Below are 18,280 nucleotides of genomic sequence, written 5' to 3' on the forward strand. Positions count from 1 at the left end.
ATTTTAAAGAATTATTCAACAATAATTTCATCTATAAAGAACCAGGCAGGGAATCCAGCTCCGGGATGACCTTTCGGGCAGTTCCCTATGCCTTCAGCTTTAATTTTAATGAACTGGCTTTTCTTATCGACGTTAATTGTTAAGCGCTCCGTTGTGTTTTCAGTTTTTGCTTTATTGTCATCTCTCTTAATATCTTTTGAAGAACCAAAGGTTTTTCCGTCATCAGAAAAACTAACTTCCATAGCATGTAGCGGAAAAATCCAGTTACCGGAATTGATAAGCGAATTAACACTGATGCTTTTAATGGCTTTCACTGAATTTAAATCAATAATAAATTCTAAGTTCTTTCCTTCCTGACCAACCCATTGGCCGGAAGCATAATCGGTATAGCCTAATTTGCCGTCAATTAATAAATCGGCATTGTTATATGATTTGTTAAGCGCAGATGTTGCTTTAATAGTTGCACCAACGGCTAAATTGGATACTTTTTCTATTTTCTTCGGAATATCTTCTTCATGACCGTGTTTCCATGATAAGAATTCCTGAGTTAGTTCTTTTACTTTTTCAGGGTATTTTGAAGCAAGGTTTACCATTTCGGAAACATCCTGACTTAAATCCGATAAAAACAGTACGTCTTCTTCTAAATTTAATTCTCCTTTGTTAGAGGTATCTTTAGGGAAACCAATTAGTTTCCAGTTTCCTTTTCTAACCACCCATTGTTTGCCATATTTCCAGAAAGCTGAGGTTCTTTTAGAAGCTGTATTTGGACGCTTAATCATATCAGACATGTCTATCCCGTCTATTTCAGTTTTGATCTTATCAAGCTTACAAAGCTTAGCCAGTGTAGGCATCCAGTCGATATTCATTAAAAACTCATCGTTTACGATGCTTTCGGGTAAATTATTTTTCCAGCTGATAATGGTTGGGAGCCTGATACCGCCTTCAAACAAACTACTTTTAGCACCACGGTAAGGACCAGCGTCTCCGCCGCCGCCAAAAGCACGTGTTTCGGTGGAATAGCCATTATCTGATTGATAGATGACAATCGTATTTTCACGAATGCCTAAATCGTCTAGTTTATCCATTAAAAAGCCAATGCGCTCATCAATAGTGGAGATAAATGCAGCGTAGTCGCCACGTGGTTTTTCAACATTCTTATAATAATCACGCCATTTTTGAGTTGGTTGATACGGGTAATGCGGCATATTTATGGCGTAATACATAAAAAACGGTTCATCTTTATGTTCTTCAACATAATTTATAGCCTTATCGGAAGCTAAATCAGGGAAGTATTGTCCGTCGTAAAAGACTTCTTTTCCGTTTTCATATAAATCATGCGTGTTTGGACCTTCCCAGTAAAAGAAGTGCGAATAATTATCGATACAACCTCTTAAGTGTCCGAAGGAATAATCGAAGCCTTGTCCGTTAGGGCTTGAAGCCTCATCCATACCAAGATGCCATTTTCCTATATGGCCTGTACTGTAACCATTATCCTTAAATAATTCAGCTAAAGTATACTGTTCGGCTGGAAGTCCGGAACTTCCTGGTTCAGCCGAGGTATTTCCTGTAAGTTCCGCATTTTGAGGATAGCGACCTGTTAAAAGTGCAGCTCTGGATGGCGCACAAACGGGTGCCGCTACATAAGCTTGGGTAAAACGAGTACCATCTTTAGCAAGCTGGTCTATGTTTGGTGAATAAATATCTTTTGCACCATAGCTGCCTAAATCGATAGCACCCTGGTCGTCGGTGTAAATAACAATTACATTAGGTTTTTTTTGAGATTGGGCAAAAAGGTGAATTCCGGTTAAAACGGTAATAACAGTAAAATAGGTTTTAAGAATATTTGAAATAGAATGCATTTTCAAATCAATTAAGTTTTATAGTTTAAGAAGCCACTAAAATTAAAATTTAAACTTAGATATCATATTTTTTTAGACCAATGTTTCCCTGAGAGCAGTAAACAACTTGGTTAAATTATTTGAGAGATTCATTTATTTTTATGAAAATCACATAGTTTTTCATTAAAAGTCATCAAAAATTCTACTAAAATAATAGGATGTTATTCTTTCTGAGGTAAATTCAATAAAAGTGTAAATTATTTGTTTTTTATCGGGTTTAATTCAAACGTTTTCGTAAAAATATAAGAAGTTAAAAGCTTCATTATTATGGGTTTCATGATAAAAGTCATCTTTTTAGAAGTGTCATGTTTCTACTTTTGAAGTAGCTTAAATAGAAATGATTATTATAACATTTAACCAGGCATAAAATGGAAACAAAAAGTTTAAAAGGTGGAATTTGGACAAAACAAATCGATGTTAGAGATTTTGTATTAGAAAACATTACTCCTTATCATGGAACAGATCAATTTTTAGTTGGACCTAGCGAAAAAACCCTTAAGTTATGGGATGTATGTAAAAAGGCTATTCAGGAAGAACGTCAGCATAATGGTGTTCGTTCTGTAGATACCGATACCATATCTACAATCAGCGCATTTAATGCGGGATATATAGATCGTGAAAATGAAGTAATTGTAGGTTTACAAACCGATGAATTGTTAAAACGTACCATGAAACCTTTCGGAGGATTTAAAGTGGTACAAAAAGCACTTTCAGAACATGATTTAAAGCCAAATGAGGCATTAACCGAATTATTCTCTAAGTATGTTAAAACACACAACGATGGTGTTTTTGATGCTTATAACGACGAAATTAAAAAATTCCGTTCACTAGGTTTCTTAACCGGTTTACCAGATAATTACGCCAGAGGTAGAATTATTGGAGATTACAGAAGAGTTGCTTTATATGGAATTGATTTTTTAATTGAATCTAAAGTAGCCGATTTAGCCAATATTGAGGGGCCAATGACAGATGCTGTTATTCGCTTACGTGAAGAAGTAGCAGAACAAATTAGAGCACTTCAAGACATGATTGTTTTAGGCGCTAAATACGATTTAGATTTAAGTCGTCCGGCTGAAACAGCTAAAGAGGCTGTACAATGGACGTATATGGCTTACTTGGCAGCGGTTAAAGAACAAGATGGAGCAGCGATGTCTTTAGGTAATGTGTCTACATTCTTAGATATATACATCCAAAATGATTTAGAAGAAGGACTTATCACCGAGCAAGAAGCACAAGAGTATATTGACCAGTTCGTAATGAAATTACGTATGGTGCGTCACTTAAGAATGGGAGCTTACGACGAGATTTTCGCAGGAGATCCAACTTGGGTAACTGAAGCTATTGGAGGTATGTTTGAAGACGGAAGAACTAAAGTAACTAAAACCTCTTTCCGATTCTTAAACACATTATATAATCTAGGGCCATCACCAGAGCCAAATATGACGATTCTTTGGTCTGAGGATTTACCACAAAATTTTAAAGATTTCTGTTCTAAAGTTGCGATTGATACGTCGTCTATTCAGTTTGAAAATGATGCCTTAATGCGAAAAAGCAGAGGAAGTGATGACTACGGAATCGCATGTTGTGTATCTCACCAGGCTATTGGTAAGTCAATTCAATTCTTTGGAGCAAGAACCAATTTAGCAAAAACGCTGTTATTGGCCATTAACGAAGGACGTTGTGAAATGACCGGTACTCCAATGGTTGATGGTATTGCACCGCTTGAAGGAGAGTATTTAGATTACGATAAGGTCATGGCTAACTTTAAAGTAGCGATGAAACAAGTAGCACGAGTGTATAACGATTCTATGAATATTATTCACTACATGCACGATAAATACTATTACGAAAAAGCACAAATGGCTTTAATCGATACCAACCCAAGTATTAATATCGCTTACGGTATTGCAGGTTTATCAATTGTTGCCGATTCATTATCAGCAATTAAATATGCTAAAGTAAAACCAATTAGAAACGAGGAAGGATTAACTGTCGATTTTAAAATTGAAGGTGAATTCCCTTGCTACGGTAACGACGATGATCGTGTAGATGTTTTAGCAGCTAATGCCGTAGCCGATTTTAATAGCGAATTAAAACAGTTAGCTGTATATAAAGATGCAGAGCCTACCTTATCGGTATTAACCATTACATCTAACGTGGTTTACGGTAAGAAAACAGGAGCAACACCAGATGGTAGAGCCAAAGGAGTAGCTTTTGCACCAGGAGCAAACCCAATGCATGGTAGAGATTCTAAAGGCGCCATTGCATCATTAAACTCTGTAGCTAAAATTAATTATCAAGATTCTCAGGATGGTATTTCAAATACCTTCTCTATTGTTCCAAAATCATTAGGACACAATGAAGAAACTAGAATAGAGAATCTAACAACAATTTTAGATGGTTATTTCTCTAAAGGCGCACATCACGTTAATATTAATGTGTTGAATAAGGAAACACTTATCGATGCAATGGAACATCCGGAAGAGTATCCACAGTTAACCATTCGTGTTTCAGGATATGCTGTAAACTTTGTAAGATTAACAAAAGAACAGCAGCTTGAAGTTATTACACGTTCTTTTCATGAATCCATGTAAACTTTTTTAATATCAATTTAAGTCAGAAATACCTGGAAGAAAGAGTCGACAAAAACACTTTCTTTCAGGTATTCTTAAAAGGTTATGTCTCTACACTATCAAGATAATATATTAAATGTGCACTCTGTTGAATCCTTTGGAACCCATGATGGGCCTGGTATTCGTATGGTTGTATTTTTACAGGGCTGTAAATTAAAATGCCAGTATTGCCACAATCCGGATACCATAGATACCCATGGAGGAGAGGAATATCACATTGAAGATTTGGTTCAAATGGCGCTAAAAGTTAAACCTTATTTTGGAAAAAAGGGAGGCGTTACGGTTTCCGGCGGAGAACCCCTATTACAGTCTAAAGCTTTAATTCCTTTTTTTAAACGATTAAAGGAAGAAGGTATTCATACCAATATTGATACTAACGGACGCATTTTAAATCATTTTACAGAAGAATTACTTGATAGCTATGCCGATTTAGTGATGTTAGATATAAAACACATGACTGAAGAGGGATTTGAGACATTAACAGGCGCAAAAAATAAAGAAACAACATTCAACTTTGCTAAACATCGTGAAGCTTCAGGAAAACCTATGTGGTTGAGATATGTGCTTATTCCTGGTATAACCAACAAACCAGAATTACTACAAGCACTTGGAGAATACTTCCAGAATTATGAAACGATTGAAAAAATTGAATTACAACCTTATCATAAGTTAGGAATTCATAAATGGGAAGCCTTAGGATGGGAGTATCCGTTAATGGATGCAAGAGAAAATACTGAAGAAGAAATTAACGATGCCGTTCAAGTATTACAAAATTATTTTAAAGAAGTGAAAGTGAATTAACAAGCAATGGATTAGATATTACTAAACTTATAATCAAATTAAACCAACTGACCCCTAATAATATTTCAAAATGAAAACATATAAAGAAGCGCATAGACCGGCATCAGACTTCGAAAGCCGATCAGAATATCTGGATCATGAATTACAAATCATGAAACCTAAACGATTCAGGCTTAATTTACCGGGAAGAGATTACAGATTTGAATGGGAAGATATTGTTCCGGCATTGGCAGGAACCCTCGGTATTATTGCTATGTATTCCTCTGTAATGATGGCCTGGGCTAATGGACTTTCTGAAGCATGGGAGCATGTTACATTAGGTAAAGATTTTGCTATTGAAGTATCGCGGGTAGAAATGATTATACCTGCGTTTTTATTTGTTATTCTGGCTTCTGGTTTTTTTAATCCAAGGGCTAATTTAGCAGGGAATCACGGACCAATGATTCCTTTGATTGCCAGTATTGCTTTGGCAGGTGCCCACCCTTTGGCATTAGCCATTTTAATTGGTGTTTTAGGACTCTTACTCAGTGTCTTTAAATTGGGGTCTCGACTGGTGGATTTAACCAGTAAAGGTGTCGCTGGCGGATTACTTATATTTTTAGGATTTACGGGTGCCATTAGTCAGATAAATTCAATTCAATCCTGGGGAATGGGGCTAGAGTCAGAAACCGTTACTGCGGGTTCTATGGGATTTTTAGGATTAATTATCCTAGCGGTAACCGTTGTTTTATACAGTTACCTTGCCAGAATTGATAAACGTTGGTTAGCCATTCCTGCAGCAGCAGCTGCTGCCTTAGCTATAGCATTGATTAGTGGCGCAGGTTTCGATCTTCAGTTTACCACACAAATGGGATTACCTAATTTAAATCCTGCGTATTGGTGGGGTAGTACCGAAGAAGGCTGGATGCTTGGTTTACCTACTGCTCAGCATTTTATAGCGTCCTTACCTTTTGCTATTCTTGCTGTGGCCATGTGGTCGCCAGACTTTTTAGGACATCGTATTTTTCAGGAGATGAATTATCCTAAGAAAACAGAAAAAGTATTAATGGATGTAGACGATACTATGACCATGTGTTCTTTCCGTCAAATGGTTGGAACTGCTGTTGGTGGAGGAAATATAACCTCGTCTTGGGGAACTTACATGATTCCTGCAGCCATTGCAAAAAGACCAATTCCGGCAGGAGCTATTTTACTAGGACTTATGGTTATGGCGGTTGCTTTTTTAGGTAGTCCGATGGATGTTGCTGTCTGGCCTCCGGTAAGATGTATAGCACTACTTGTAGGTGTGTTTTTACCAATGATTGAAGCTGGTATACAAATGGTTAAAAAAAGTGCCTGTGCTCAGGCTGCCGGGGTTTGTATTTTTACAGCCATGGTGACCAATCCGGTATTAGCATGGGCGTTAGCTATGTTTTTAGATAATAATGGCTTAATCGGCGATAAAGACAGACCTAAAAATTTATCCATAGCAGATAAGTTTATAATACCGTTGGCTATACTTGTTGTTTGCGTTTCAGCTGTGTTTACGGTGGGGATGTTTAAAGGCATTTACGGTATACAATCCTTTTTATAGGAAGTAAGAAGTGAACTAATCAAATTTAAAACCAACTAATTATGAACGGACAAAAACTAAAAAACAGATGGTTAATTGCAGCATCTGCAGTTGGGATACATATTTCAATAGGCTCTGTTTATGCTTATTCTGTAATGACTAACCCAGTTAAAGATATTTTTGAAGTTGATGGAAGCGTTATAAAATGGGCATTTAAAATAGCAATTCTTTTACTAGGGTTGTCTGCGGCATTTTTAGGACGCTGGGTTGAAAAAGTAGGACCAAAAGTTAGTGGAACAACGGCTGGAATTTTTTATGGTATTGGTATTTTGGGATCAGGATTGGCAGTACAACTAGAGTCGTTAACACTATTTTATCTTTGTTACGGAGTTATTGGTGGTATAGGACTCGGTTTAGGGTATATTACCCCGGTAAGTACTCTGGTAAAATGGTTTCCCGATAGACGAGGTCTAGCAACAGGAATGGCTATTATGGGATTTGGATTTTCAGCCTTAATTTTTGGGCCAATTATGCAGTCTTTATTTGATGCTGTTGGAGTAGCAAATGCATTTTATATTTTAGGAGCCATTTATATGGTCATTATTTTATCATCTGCACGATATATTGAACGTCCTCCTGTGGGATATATGCCAGAAGGATTTAAAGCTGGAGAGGGAAAAGTCATTAAGGCTGATATGGCAAATATTGATGCCAATGAAGCGTTGAAAACCAGACGTTTCTACTATATATGGATAATGATGTTTATCAACATTTCATGTGGTATTGCTATAATTTCGGCAGCCAGCCCTATGATGCAGGAAAAACTAAATTATACACCCATGGAAGCTGCTGCTATTGTTGGATTAATAGGAGTCTTTAATGGTCTGGGTAGGTTGTTATGGTCCAGTCTTTCAGATTATTTAGGAAGAGCTAATACATATATCATCTTTTTCGTTTTTCAAATATTAGCTTTCTATTTCCTACCCAAAATATCGGTAGAGTTAACATTCTTAGTGATTTTATTTACCGTGATAACCATGTACGGTGGTGGTTTTTCAACCTTGCCCGCCTTTTTAGGTGATTTGTTTGGAACGAAACAGTTAGGTGCAATTCACGGTATGGTATTAACGGCCTGGGCACTGGCAGGAATTATAGGCCCAACCATTTACGATGTTGTTAAATCGGCTACAGGCTCTTTGGATACTACGTTAGCCGTCTTTTCCGGATTATTCGTAATAGCTTTTATTGTGTCGCTATTAATGAAGCAATTGGTGGTTAAAGCACAACATAAGAAAGAGAAAGAATTAGCTTTGGCTTAATTTATATTTATTGGGAAAAAAAACCTCTTCTAAATGGAAGAGGTTTTTTTATATAATGAATTTTGAATTATTTGTTTGCAATCCACTCTCTGGCATTCACAAAAGCTTCAACCCAAGGCGATACTTCGTCTTGCCTGTTGCTTGGGTAATGTGCCCAGTTCCATTGGAATGTAGAACGCTCTATGTGTGGCATCGTTACTAAGTGACGCCCTGTTTTATCACACATCATGGCTGTGTTATAATCAGAACCATTAGGATTGTGTGGATATTCCGCGTAAGCGTATTTACCAACAATGTTGTACTGGTCTTCAGATTCTGGCAAGTTAAATTTACCTTCACCGTGAGAAATCCAAACTCCTAAAGTACTTCCTGCTAAGCTTGAAAGCATTACCGAGTTGTTTTCCTGAATAGTTACTGAAGTAAATGAACTTTCGTGTTTATGAGAATCATTATGAACCATTTTACCATGAACCTCGTGCTCTGGGTTAATTAATTCTAATTCCATCCATAACTGGCAACCGTTACAAATACCAACTGAAAGCGTGTCTTCACGTTTAAAGAAGTTTTTAATCACTTCATTCGCTTTTTCGTTGTATTTGATAGCTCCGGCCCATCCTTTAGCAGAACCTAAAACGTCTGAGTTTGAGAATCCACCAACGGCACCTAAGAACTGAATGTCTTCTAAGGTTTCACGACCAGAAATTAAATCGGTCATGTGCACGTCTTTTACATCAAATCCAGCTAAGTACATAGCGTTTGCCATTTCACGCTCAGAGTTACTTCCTTTTTCACGTAAAATCGCTGCTTTCGGTCTTGGCTTACTTGCATCGATTACAGGAAGTTTTCCTGTAAAGTGACTTGGGAAGGTGTACTGTAATGGTTGATTTTTATAGTTGTCGTAACGGTCTTGTGCTAAACCGTTAGCTGTTTGTTTTTGGTCTAATAAGAACGATGTTTTGTACCACATATCACGTAAACGAGATACCGTCATGGTGAATACATCCGTTCCGTTGATGATGCTTAATACATCACTTTCTGAGACTTTACCAATATTAAAGAATTCAATATTAGCAGCAGATAATACCGTTTCGATTGAAGCATCTTTCGACTGAATTACTAAACCTGCATTTTCAGCAAATAACACTTTAAATGAATCGTTTTCAGCTAAAGCCGTGATATCTAATTCAGCACCTAAATTGTTGTCAGCAAAACATAATTCTAATAAGGTAGTGATTAATCCACCAGAAGCCACATCGTGTCCGGCAACAATTTGTCCGTCAAGAATGAGTTGTTGAATGGTGTTGAATACGTTCTTAACGTAAGCAGCAGATTGAACATTTGGAGTGTCGTTACCAATTTTGTTAACCACCTGAGCAAATGAACTTCCTCCTAATTTAAAGTTATCTTGTGATAAGTTGATGTAATACACATCACCAGCACCTTTTTGGAATACAGGCTCAACAACTTTATTGATGTCGATACAGTTTGCAGCAGCCGAAATGATTACGGTACCAGGAGCAATAACCTCTTCGTTAGGGTATTTTTGCTTCATTGATAAGGAATCTTTTCCAGTTGGCACATTGATGCCTAAATCAATTGCGAATTCTGAAACCGCTTCAACAGCTTCATACAAACGCGCATCTTCACCTTCATTTTTACAAGGCCACATCCAGTTTGCCGATAAAGACACATTTTGTAATCCGTCTTTTAAAGGCGCCCAGATAATGTTAGTTAAAGCTTCAGTAATCGAGTTTCTACTTCCAGCTACCGGATTGATTAATCCTGAAACTGGCGAGTGTCCGATAGAGGTTGCGATACCTTCTTTTCCTTTGTAATCTAAGGCCATTACACCAACGTTGTTTAACGGTAATTGTAATGGTCCGGCACATTGTTGTTTGGCTACTTTTCCACCAACACAACGGTCTACTTTATTGGTTAACCAGTCTTTAGAAGCGACAGCCTCTAATTGTAATAACTGGTCTAAATAATCATAGAAGTTTTCTTTGTTGTAAGCAACATCGGCATAATTACGAGCCACTTTTTTATCGTGCATGTATGTTTTTGGAGAACTTCCAAACATATCATCCATAGCTAAATCCATTGGTTTGTGACCATTGGTCTTAGACTCAAATGTGAAACGGTGATTACCAGTAACATCTCCAACAGTGTACATTGGTGAGCGCTCACGATCGGCAATCTTTTGTAATGTTTCAATATGTTTTTCGGCAATCACTAATCCCATACGTTCCTGAGATTCGTTACCGATAATTTCTTTATCTGATAATGTAGGATCTCCTACAGGTAATTTATCTAAATCGATGTGTCCACCAGTTTCTTCAACTAATTCTGAAAGACAGTTTAAGTGTCCACCAGCACCATGATCGTGAATAGAAACAATGTAGTTTTCATCGCTTTCAACCATACCACGAACCGCATTGGCAGCACGTTTTTGCATTTCAGGATTCGAACGTTGTACTGCGTTTAATTCGATACCTGAAGCGAATTCACCAGTATCAGCCGATGATACTGCAGCACCACCCATACCAATACGGTAGTTTTCACCACCAAGGATAACCACTTTATCTCCAACTTTTGGTGTTGCTTTTAAGGCTTGGTCGGCTTTGCCGTAACCAATACCTCCGGCTTGCATAATTACTTTGTCGAAACCTAATTTTCTGGCATCTTCTTCGTGCTCGAATGTTAATACCGAACCACAAATTAATGGCTGACCGAACTTATTACCAAAATCTGAAGCACCATTAGACGCTTTAATTAAGATATCCATTGGTGTTTGGTATAACCACTTACGCTCATTCATAGCTTGTTCCCAAGGACGATTTTCTTCTAAACGCGAGTAAGAGGTCATATAAACCGCAGTACCAGCTAAAGGTAAAGATCCTTTTCCTCCTGCCAAACGGTCACGAATTTCACCTCCTGAACCTGTTGCAGCTCCGTTAAAAGGCTCTACAGTAGTCGGGAAGTTGTGCGTCTCCGCTTTTAATGAAATCACAGATTCGAAATCTTTAGTTTCGTAAAAATCTGGTTTATCAGCACTTTTAGGAGCGAATTGCTCAACAACAGGTCCTTTAATGAACGCTACGTTGTCTTTATAAGCTGAAACAATATCGTTAGGATTTGTTTCAGACGTTTTACGAATCATTTTAAATAATGACGTCGGTTTTTCTTCGCCATCAATAACAAATGTTCCATTGAAAATTTTGTGACGACAGTGCTCACTGTTTACTTGAGAGAAACCGAAAACTTCAGAATCGGTTAACGGGCGACCAATTTTTTCAGAAACACCTTCTAAGTAAGCCACTTCTTCGTCGCTTAAAGAAAGCCCTTCCTGAGCATTGTAAGCCGCAATATCTTCAATATCCAGAATAGGCTCTGGTTGAATATCAATGGTGAATGATTCTTGGTTTAATCCGTTGAATTTTTCAGAAATCATTGGGTCGTAACCTTTGAAATCTTCAGAAACAGCTTCGAATTCCTCAATTCTAATGATGTCTGAAATCCCCATGTTTTGAGTGATTTCAACAGCGTTGGTACTCCAAGGCGTAATCATAGCCGCACGTGGTCCAACAAAAAAAGCATCCAGCGATGCTTGCTCTATTTTTGGCTGATTGCCAAATAACCATGTTAATTTAGCAATGGTTTCGGTTGATAATTCTTTTGTTGTCTGAACGGCAAAAACTTTACCGGTTACGTTTCCAAAGAAATGAATCATTTTAGATGTATTATGGTTGTAATTTGAAAATGCAAAAATACACTTTTTTAGTCATTTAAATGGCTTTTTTTATGAAAGCATTTTTGATTAATTAATAGGATGTTTTTCAAGGAGTTTAAAAGTATTTTTTAAGGAGATTAATCACTGATGAATAATAGCTTTTTCCGAATAAATTAAGGTGAATTAACAGGTAATACAATTGATAAACTTCGATGCGATTAGATGTGAATTCATCTTCTGGTATCATATTATGATAGGCTTTGTAGAAGTCTTCAGAGAATCCACCAAAGAGTTTTGTCATGGCAATATCTACTTCCGAATCCCCGAAATACATTGCCGGATCGATAAGATATGGCTTTCCATTTGTAGCAATTAAATAATTCCCGCTCCATAAGTCGCCATGTAAAAGCGAAGGTTTTATGTTTTGAAATAAGGGGTTTAGTTTGTTTAACATCTGCCCTTTTGAAGGACATTCAGATTCCAGTAGTAATTGTCTTTGGATTGCTAATTGTAGCTGAGGATACAGCCGTTCGTTAACGTAAAAGGAGTTCCAGGAATCAGTAGGTTTATTATATTGAATAAGACTTCCAATAAAATCGTCCTGCTGTAAGCCGAAATAAGCATTTGTATTTTTGTGAAGTTCGGCTAGTTGTCTTCCCAGAGTTTTGAAATCTTCTGAATCGGGTGATTTACTGTCAATAAATTCAAGAAGTAAAAAGGAGGTGTTTTTAAACTGAGAGTAATCCAAAACCTTTGGAGTTGAAATCGTATTAGTGTTGGCTATGGTTTTTAGAGCTTCCGCTTCAGTTTGAAACATTTGCAAAGCATTGGAAATGGTATTGGTTTTAAGAAAATAACTTTGACCTGAAGTTATGATTTTATAAGCAGACGAAATATCACCGCCCGAAACTGAATGTATAGATTCAATGGGAGCTTTAATTTGTTTTGAAATATGTGCGATAAAATCTTCGGTCATATCATAAAAATAAAAGACCATCATTTCGATGGTCTTTGGTTATATCAGTATTACATTATTGCTTTATTAGTTTTTTAGTGATGGTTCCAGAATCGGAACTAAGTTTTAACAAATACACACCCTTATTAAGTGCGCTAACATCCATTTTTTTATTGTTTGTGTTTAGATGTTGTTTTAGAATTTCTTTACCTAAAACATTGTAGATGATGGCATCTAAATCTTGTGTGGTAGAAATATAAATAAAATGGTCTTTAACCGGGTTTGGGTAGATTTTTAAGTTAAGGGTTGTGAAATCATTAGTAGATAAAGCAGTTCCCCATATTTTTGTGATATAGCTTGAGTCGTCTATAAAAGGGTTTCTATTGCCTTGAAAGTTATAGATCTCGTTATTTTTATTAATTTCATATTGACTAACAGGGTCTAAATTGTTCCAAGTTAATAGAATATTTAAAAAGTTAGATTCTATTCCAGGGAAGGTGTTTCCATCAAACATTGCACTTACTTCACTTGACGCATAATTGGTGTAAAAAGTAGAAAGTTGGTCTTCGTAGCGTGTTATAAAATAAAAGTAGGCTCTTGCAACATCACCTTTAAATTCATCGATAGGTTCAAAAACAGATCCCGAATATCCGGAAACAGAACTACTCCCTAGTTTAGAGCCGTTTGAAGAAGTATATGAAGCAGAGTTTACTGTGCCATACGGGTAATTAGCATGTTTTCCATTAACATAACCGTCTGAAGGAAAAACAAAATGAGCATCAGAATACATTGGGTATGAATTATCACCTCCGAAATAAGACTTAGGAATAACGTGCTCCCTATTATAACAGTCACCTTCACTATTATAATTTCCACATTGATTTGTTATGGTTGTAAAGTTAAAAGTGTCAGGTGATAAAGGAATTTCAGTGTATAAATCAACCAAACTATTATCATTATCGTAGTAACTATCTTTGAAGGCAGCTTGATCATATAAAGTCCATAAATCACCATAATTAGCTACTGTGGAACTATTGGTGTTGTTGTTTATAATATTAAATAACTGTGTTTTTAAGGTAGCTCCTGTACTTGTAGCAGAATCGTAGTATCCTGAAGGTATTTGGGCAAAAACGAAAGTTGAAAGAAGGAAGAAAGATAACAAGTAAAGCTGTTTCATCTGAATCAATTTATGGGTTTTGATGGTCAGATGAAACAGTATATGTTTTGGTTTAGGCTTTCTTTTCTAAAAGCGCCATATAAAATCCATCGTAACCAGATTTGTGCGATAATACTTTATCGTCTTTTACAAATATAAAGTCTTTTCCTGATTCTGATGTTAAGAATTTTTCAACTTGTTGTTGATTTTCAGAAGGTAACACCGAGCAAGTTGCGTAAACTAATTTGCCTCCTGGTTTAACCATTCTAGAATATTGTTGTAAAATATCTTGTTGTGTTTGTCTGATACGGTCTAAGAAGCTTTCTTCAAGTTTCCATTTCGCATCTGGGTTACGACGTAAAACGCCTAAACCAGAACATGGTGCATCAATTAAAACACGGTCTGCTTTATCATAAAGCTTTTTAATTACTTTGGTAGAGTCAATAGCACGAGTTTCGATATTATGAGCGCTATTACGTTTTGCACGACGTTTTAGCTCATGAAGCTTGTTAGCATAGATGTCCATAGCAATAATTTGCCCTTTGTTTTCCATTAAAGAAGCAATATGTAAGGTTTTACCCCCCGCACCAGCACAGGTGTCTACTACGCGCATACCAGGTTTTACATCTAATAAATCGGCCACTAATTGAGAAGAGGCATCCTGAACTTCAAACAATCCGTTTTTAAACGCTTCTGTAGAAAATACATTAGCACGTTCTTTTAATTTTAAAGCATATGGATAATCGGCTAAAAATTCGGTTTCAATATCTAAATCGAATAGTTCAGCCTGAAGTTTTTCTTTAGTAGTTTTTAGTGTATTTACACGTAAAATAACATCGGCCTGTTCGTTTAAAGCCTCGATTTCTTTAGACCAGACATCAGCTCCTAATTCTTTCTCGCCAATGGCATCAATCCAGTCAGGTATAGATTCTTTAAACTTTCTGATTTTCGATAACTCATCAAAACGTCCTTTAATTTTACGAGTTGGTGTGTTTTCAAAATATTTCCAATCCGGTAATTTAATACCTTTCAGGGTTGCCCACACAGCAAACATGCGCCACAGATTATCTCTGTCAAACGGTTCTTTAACTTCAGCAATTTCAGCATAAAGACGTTTCCAACGTACAATATCGTAAGTTGTTTCGGCAACGAAAGCACGGTCACGACTTCCCCAACGCTTGTCGCGTTTTAAAAGTTGTTGAATAACTTTGTCGGCATATTGTCCTTCGTTAAAGATTAGAGTTAAACCATCTATAACTGAGAAGCATAAATTTCTGTGTAATCGCATTGTAAATAAAATATGAGGCTGCAAAGGTACATTTAAAAGTTAATTTGTTTATAGCTTTAAGTTTTTATTTACATAGCTTTTATACATTTAGCGAAAATTTCGACTTTAAAATGAGCTATAACAGCGCGTTTGTACGTAACAAGATGTATATTATTCAATTTTAAAACAAATACATACTATATATGAAACAGTTATTCGTTACCCTTTTATTGATTACAACATTATTTTCCTGCCAGAAGAAAGCAGAATTTATTCCTAGGGATTTTAAATCGGTAGCCGTTGAAGAAATTATTGAAGATTCATTATTAAGTGTGCGTGCGATTGAAATTCTAAATGACAAAAGTCTGGCTTTTGCAGCGAACAATGGAATGTTTGGGTTGTATAACCCAAATACTAAAATGTGGCAAAGTTCGGTTCAGCAATATGATTCTTTAAATCTTCATTTTAGAGCTGTAGCACATACTTCATCTGATTTTTTTATGTTGAGTATTGAAAATCCAGCTTTGTTATATAAAACTGGTGATGATGGCAGAATGCAATTAGTTTACAAAGAAACCACCGAAGGCGTATTTTATGATGCCATGACGTTTTGGAATGATACTGAAGGCGTAGCCGTTGGTGATAGTGTAGATGGTTGTTTATCCATTATTATTACTCGCGATGGTGGACAGAGCTGGAATAAGATGTCTTGTGAAAATTTACCAGAAGGAGAAGTTGGAGAAGGGGCTTTTGCCGCTAGTAATACCAATATTGCAGTAATGGGAGATAAAGCCTGGGTTGCCACTACGAAAGGTAATGTATATTTAACAGAAGATAAAGGGAAAACCTGGACCGTAACAAAGTCACCTATGATTCAGGATGCTGAAACTGAAGGTATATATTCTGTTGCTTTTTATGATGATAATTTAGGTTATGCCATTGGAGGAGATTTTACAAAGCCAGATGCAAATAAAGCCAATAAGATGAAAACCGTTGATGGCGGTAAAACCTGGAATCTGGTCGCTGATGGACAAATGCCTGGCTATCGAAGCTGTGTACAGTTTTTGCCAAATCGAGAAGGAAAGGAATTGATTGCCACTGGTTTTAAAGGGATTGATTACAGTAAAGATGGTGGAGAATCGTGGATGCATTTAAGTGATGAGGGTTTTTATACTATACGATTTATAAACGATTCTACAGCGTATGCAGGAGGTTCAAAACGAATAGCCAAACTAACATTTAGGGAATAAAAAAAAGGAGCTTTTTTAAAGCTCCTTTTTTTTATTATCGTTTTTCAGATTTCATTTTTTTTTCTAAATAACTGTCAAACAGTCGTTTTTTGAATTCTTTTTCAGCTCCTTTTAAAATTAATACTTTTTTTGGAGGTAAGAATTTAAGGAGGTCCCGGTTTAATTTGTCATCGACATCGATTCGTTTTCTTTCCGAAGCACTTAATTTATCTAGCAATTCTTTTGCTTTTTCATTTGATAAATCGTTAATGTTCTTTTTTATTTTATACTGAATACCATGAATGTCATTTCTTATTTTAGATGATACTTCTTCGTAATCATTATATATCGGCCAGAACTTTTCAGCTTCATCAGGAGTTAAATTTAGGCGTTCTGAAATGAAAGGTATTTTTAGTTCTTTAAATTTTTCGTCGTGACCTTGGGCAAATCCAGTGACTGAAATTAAAAGAAATAATATAGGGAGTATTAATTTTTTCATCATAACAAACTTTTAATTAGTCATTATACCTTCAAGGTCTACATCGTTAAGAATGTAGTCTTCAAAGGTTGCTTCATCAATTTTTACTTCTTTAAAATTTTCTTCGGCTAAGTCTTCAACTGTTAATCTTGAGGCTATTTCGTATAAATCGATATCTTCATTTAATAAATAACTTTCTAGCGTTTCATTGTCTACACCGTCTAACATAGGTTTCGTTTTTTGGATGGAAAGTGTAAACAATAAGGTAACTGCAGCAGCAATACTTGAAGCATAAAGCAGATTTTTTCTGTTAAACAGAGAAATAACTTTAGGTTCTTCCTGCTGCTTAGAAACCTGGCTAAGAATCTTGTCTTCGAGCGTGTCTAAATAATTTTCAGGAACAGTAAATCCAGAAGAATCTGTCGATGCTTTAAGTTTTGCTTGGGTAAACAACCTGTCTTCTAAAGTATCGAAGTAATTCTCTGGGACTTTAAATCCTGAATTTTTGATAGTATGTAGTTTTTCCTGACTCATATAAGTAAGACTTTATTTTTAACTAAAGGTTTAATCTTTAGTTAAATAAGCTTCTATTTTTTTTGTTGCTATATGATAAGATGCTTTTAAAGCACCTTCACTGGTTTCTAAAATTTCTGCCATATCCTTGAATTTTAAATCCTGAAAATATTTCATATTAAAAACCAGTTGTTGTTTTTCTGGTAAGGTGGCTATGGCTTTTTGTAATTTTAGCTGTATGGCATCACCTTCAAAATACACATCGGATGTTAAATTATTTATAGCTAATTGCTGTGCTTCCTCATTGTTGGTTTGCAGTCGCTTAGCATTTTTATTAATAAATGTTATCGACTCGTTAGTAGCTATACGGTACATCCAAGAGAATAGTTTACTTTCTCCTTTAAAATTATGAATATTTTTATAAATCTTAATAAAAGTGTTTTGTAAAACATCGTCTGCATCGTCGTGATATTTCACAATATTTCGGATATGCCAATATAAGCGCTCTTTGTAAAGCGTTATAAGGTGTCTAAAAGCTTCTTCTTTTACAGAGTCAGATTTTAGTTGCTCAATTAATAAATCTTCGTCAATCACTAAATGCATTAAAGGTTAGACCTATAAAATTACAGAAAGTTTAATGTGTTGATTATAAAAATAAGTTAAAATAGAATGTGAGGTTGTGTCTTATTTTGTTTGTTTACTTAGAATAAAAAAAGGATAGAAACCTGGGGCTCTATCCTTTTTTATTT

At 36.0% G+C, this 18,280-nt stretch carries 13 protein-coding genes; 5 read left to right on the plus strand and 8 right to left on the minus strand.

Annotated features, from left to right (window positions below; translation table 11 throughout):
* Window positions 1-11: 11 nt before the first annotated feature.
* Entirely contained in the window at window positions 12-1,859 is a 1,848-nt protein-coding gene (locus NO995_RS12745) for a sulfatase-like hydrolase/transferase (RefSeq protein WP_258227838.1), read from the minus strand.
* A 407-nt stretch (window positions 1,860-2,266) separates the two neighbouring features.
* Here NO995_RS12745 and pflB point away from each other — a divergent pair, with 407 nt between their 5' ends.
* From pflB to NO995_RS12765, 4 genes are all read left to right on the plus strand, one after another.
* The gene (pflB, locus tag NO995_RS12750) at window positions 2,267-4,492 is read left to right on the plus strand and encodes a formate C-acetyltransferase (protein WP_258227839.1); all 2,226 of its coding nucleotides are present in this window, start codon (window positions 2,267-2,269) and stop codon (window positions 4,490-4,492) included.
* A gap of 84 nt (window positions 4,493-4,576) precedes the next feature.
* Entirely contained in the window at window positions 4,577-5,332 is a 756-nt protein-coding gene (gene pflA / locus NO995_RS12755) for a pyruvate formate-lyase-activating protein (RefSeq protein WP_240572778.1), read from the plus strand.
* A 70-nt stretch (window positions 5,333-5,402) separates the two neighbouring features.
* Window positions 5,403-6,905 (plus strand): DUF3360 domain-containing protein, encoded by a 1,503-nt coding sequence (locus tag NO995_RS12760; RefSeq protein WP_258227840.1) that lies wholly within the window; start codon window positions 5,403-5,405, stop codon window positions 6,903-6,905.
* A 41-nt stretch (window positions 6,906-6,946) separates the two neighbouring features.
* Window positions 6,947-8,203, plus strand: coding sequence for an OFA family MFS transporter (locus tag NO995_RS12765; protein ID WP_258227841.1), 1,257 nt, complete (start codon window positions 6,947-6,949; stop codon window positions 8,201-8,203).
* 67 nt (window positions 8,204-8,270) lie between these two features.
* Here the strand turns inward: NO995_RS12765 and purL are convergent, their stop codons facing one another.
* From purL to NO995_RS12785, 4 genes are all read right to left on the minus strand, one after another.
* Window positions 8,271-11,933 carry a phosphoribosylformylglycinamidine synthase gene (purL, locus tag NO995_RS12770; RefSeq protein WP_258227842.1) on the minus strand — a complete coding sequence of 1,221 codons (3,663 nt, stop codon included), beginning with the start codon at window positions 11,931-11,933 and terminating at the stop codon, window positions 8,271-8,273.
* A 115-nt stretch (window positions 11,934-12,048) separates the two neighbouring features.
* A complete protein-coding gene (locus tag NO995_RS12775) occupies window positions 12,049-12,933 on the minus strand; it encodes a fructosamine kinase family protein (RefSeq protein ID WP_258227843.1) in 885 nt (294 codons plus the stop codon).
* A gap of 31 nt (window positions 12,934-12,964) precedes the next feature.
* Window positions 12,965-14,065, minus strand: a complete 1,101-nt coding sequence (locus NO995_RS12780) for an endonuclease (RefSeq protein ID WP_258227844.1) — start codon at window positions 14,063-14,065, stop codon at window positions 12,965-12,967.
* A 52-nt stretch (window positions 14,066-14,117) separates the two neighbouring features.
* Window positions 14,118-15,332 (minus strand): RsmB/NOP family class I SAM-dependent RNA methyltransferase, encoded by a 1,215-nt coding sequence (locus NO995_RS12785; protein ID WP_258227845.1) that lies wholly within the window; start codon window positions 15,330-15,332, stop codon window positions 14,118-14,120.
* A gap of 182 nt (window positions 15,333-15,514) precedes the next feature.
* Here NO995_RS12785 and NO995_RS12790 point away from each other — a divergent pair, with 182 nt between their 5' ends.
* The gene (locus tag NO995_RS12790; RefSeq protein ID WP_258227846.1) at window positions 15,515-16,561 is read left to right on the plus strand and encodes an oxidoreductase; all 1,047 of its coding nucleotides are present in this window, start codon (window positions 15,515-15,517) and stop codon (window positions 16,559-16,561) included.
* Window positions 16,562-16,595: 34 nt separating this feature from the next.
* On the opposite strand, the gene NO995_RS12795 is transcribed toward NO995_RS12790, so the two are convergent.
* Genes NO995_RS12795 through NO995_RS12805 form a run of 3 tightly spaced genes read right to left on the minus strand, consistent with a single transcriptional unit; the run spans window position 16,596 to window position 18,134 of the window.
* Complete coding sequence (locus NO995_RS12795; protein ID WP_258227847.1) at window positions 16,596-17,042, minus strand: sensor of ECF-type sigma factor; 447 nt, start codon at window positions 17,040-17,042, stop codon at window positions 16,596-16,598.
* A 9-nt stretch (window positions 17,043-17,051) separates the two neighbouring features.
* The gene (locus NO995_RS12800; RefSeq protein ID WP_258227848.1) at window positions 17,052-17,552 is read right to left on the minus strand and encodes a hypothetical protein; all 501 of its coding nucleotides are present in this window, start codon (window positions 17,550-17,552) and stop codon (window positions 17,052-17,054) included.
* 30 nt (window positions 17,553-17,582) lie between these two features.
* Window positions 17,583-18,134, minus strand: coding sequence for an RNA polymerase sigma factor (locus tag NO995_RS12805; RefSeq protein WP_258227849.1), 552 nt, complete (start codon window positions 18,132-18,134; stop codon window positions 17,583-17,585).
* Window positions 18,135-18,280: the final 146 nt, after the last annotated feature.

Origin of the sequence: Aestuariibaculum sp. M13 (assembly GCF_024723255.1) — a bacterium.
Taxonomy (GTDB): Bacteria; Bacteroidota; Bacteroidia; order Flavobacteriales; family Flavobacteriaceae; genus Aestuariibaculum; species Aestuariibaculum lutulentum.

Bases quoted from the DNA above. Each gene is read 5' to 3' on its own strand.
- NO995_RS12765 (WP_258227841.1), top strand. From the start codon at position 6,947: ATGAACGGACAAAAACTAAAAAACAGATGGTTAATTGCAGCATCTGCA.
- NO995_RS12800 (WP_258227848.1), bottom strand. From the start codon at position 17,552: ATGAGTCAGGAAAAACTACATACTATCAAAAATTCAGGATTTAAAGTC.
- pflA (WP_240572778.1), top strand. From the start codon at position 4,577: ATGTCTCTACACTATCAAGATAATATATTAAATGTGCACTCTGTTGAA.
- NO995_RS12745 (WP_258227838.1), bottom strand. From the start codon at position 1,859: ATGCATTCTATTTCAAATATTCTTAAAACCTATTTTACTGTTATTACC.
- NO995_RS12785 (WP_258227845.1), bottom strand. From the start codon at position 15,332: ATGCGATTACACAGAAATTTATGCTTCTCAGTTATAGATGGTTTAACT.
- NO995_RS12760 (WP_258227840.1), top strand. From the start codon at position 5,403: ATGAAAACATATAAAGAAGCGCATAGACCGGCATCAGACTTCGAAAGC.
- NO995_RS12790 (WP_258227846.1), top strand. From the start codon at position 15,515: ATGAAACAGTTATTCGTTACCCTTTTATTGATTACAACATTATTTTCC.
- purL (WP_258227842.1), bottom strand. From the start codon at position 11,933: ATGATTCATTTCTTTGGAAACGTAACCGGTAAAGTTTTTGCCGTTCAG.
- NO995_RS12775 (WP_258227843.1), bottom strand. From the start codon at position 12,933: ATGATGGTCTTTTATTTTTATGATATGACCGAAGATTTTATCGCACAT.
- NO995_RS12795 (WP_258227847.1), bottom strand. From the start codon at position 17,042: ATGATGAAAAAATTAATACTCCCTATATTATTTCTTTTAATTTCAGTC.
- pflB (WP_258227839.1), top strand. From the start codon at position 2,267: ATGGAAACAAAAAGTTTAAAAGGTGGAATTTGGACAAAACAAATCGAT.
- NO995_RS12780 (WP_258227844.1), bottom strand. From the start codon at position 14,065: ATGAAACAGCTTTACTTGTTATCTTTCTTCCTTCTTTCAACTTTCGTT.
- NO995_RS12805 (WP_258227849.1), bottom strand. From the start codon at position 18,134: ATGCATTTAGTGATTGACGAAGATTTATTAATTGAGCAACTAAAATCT.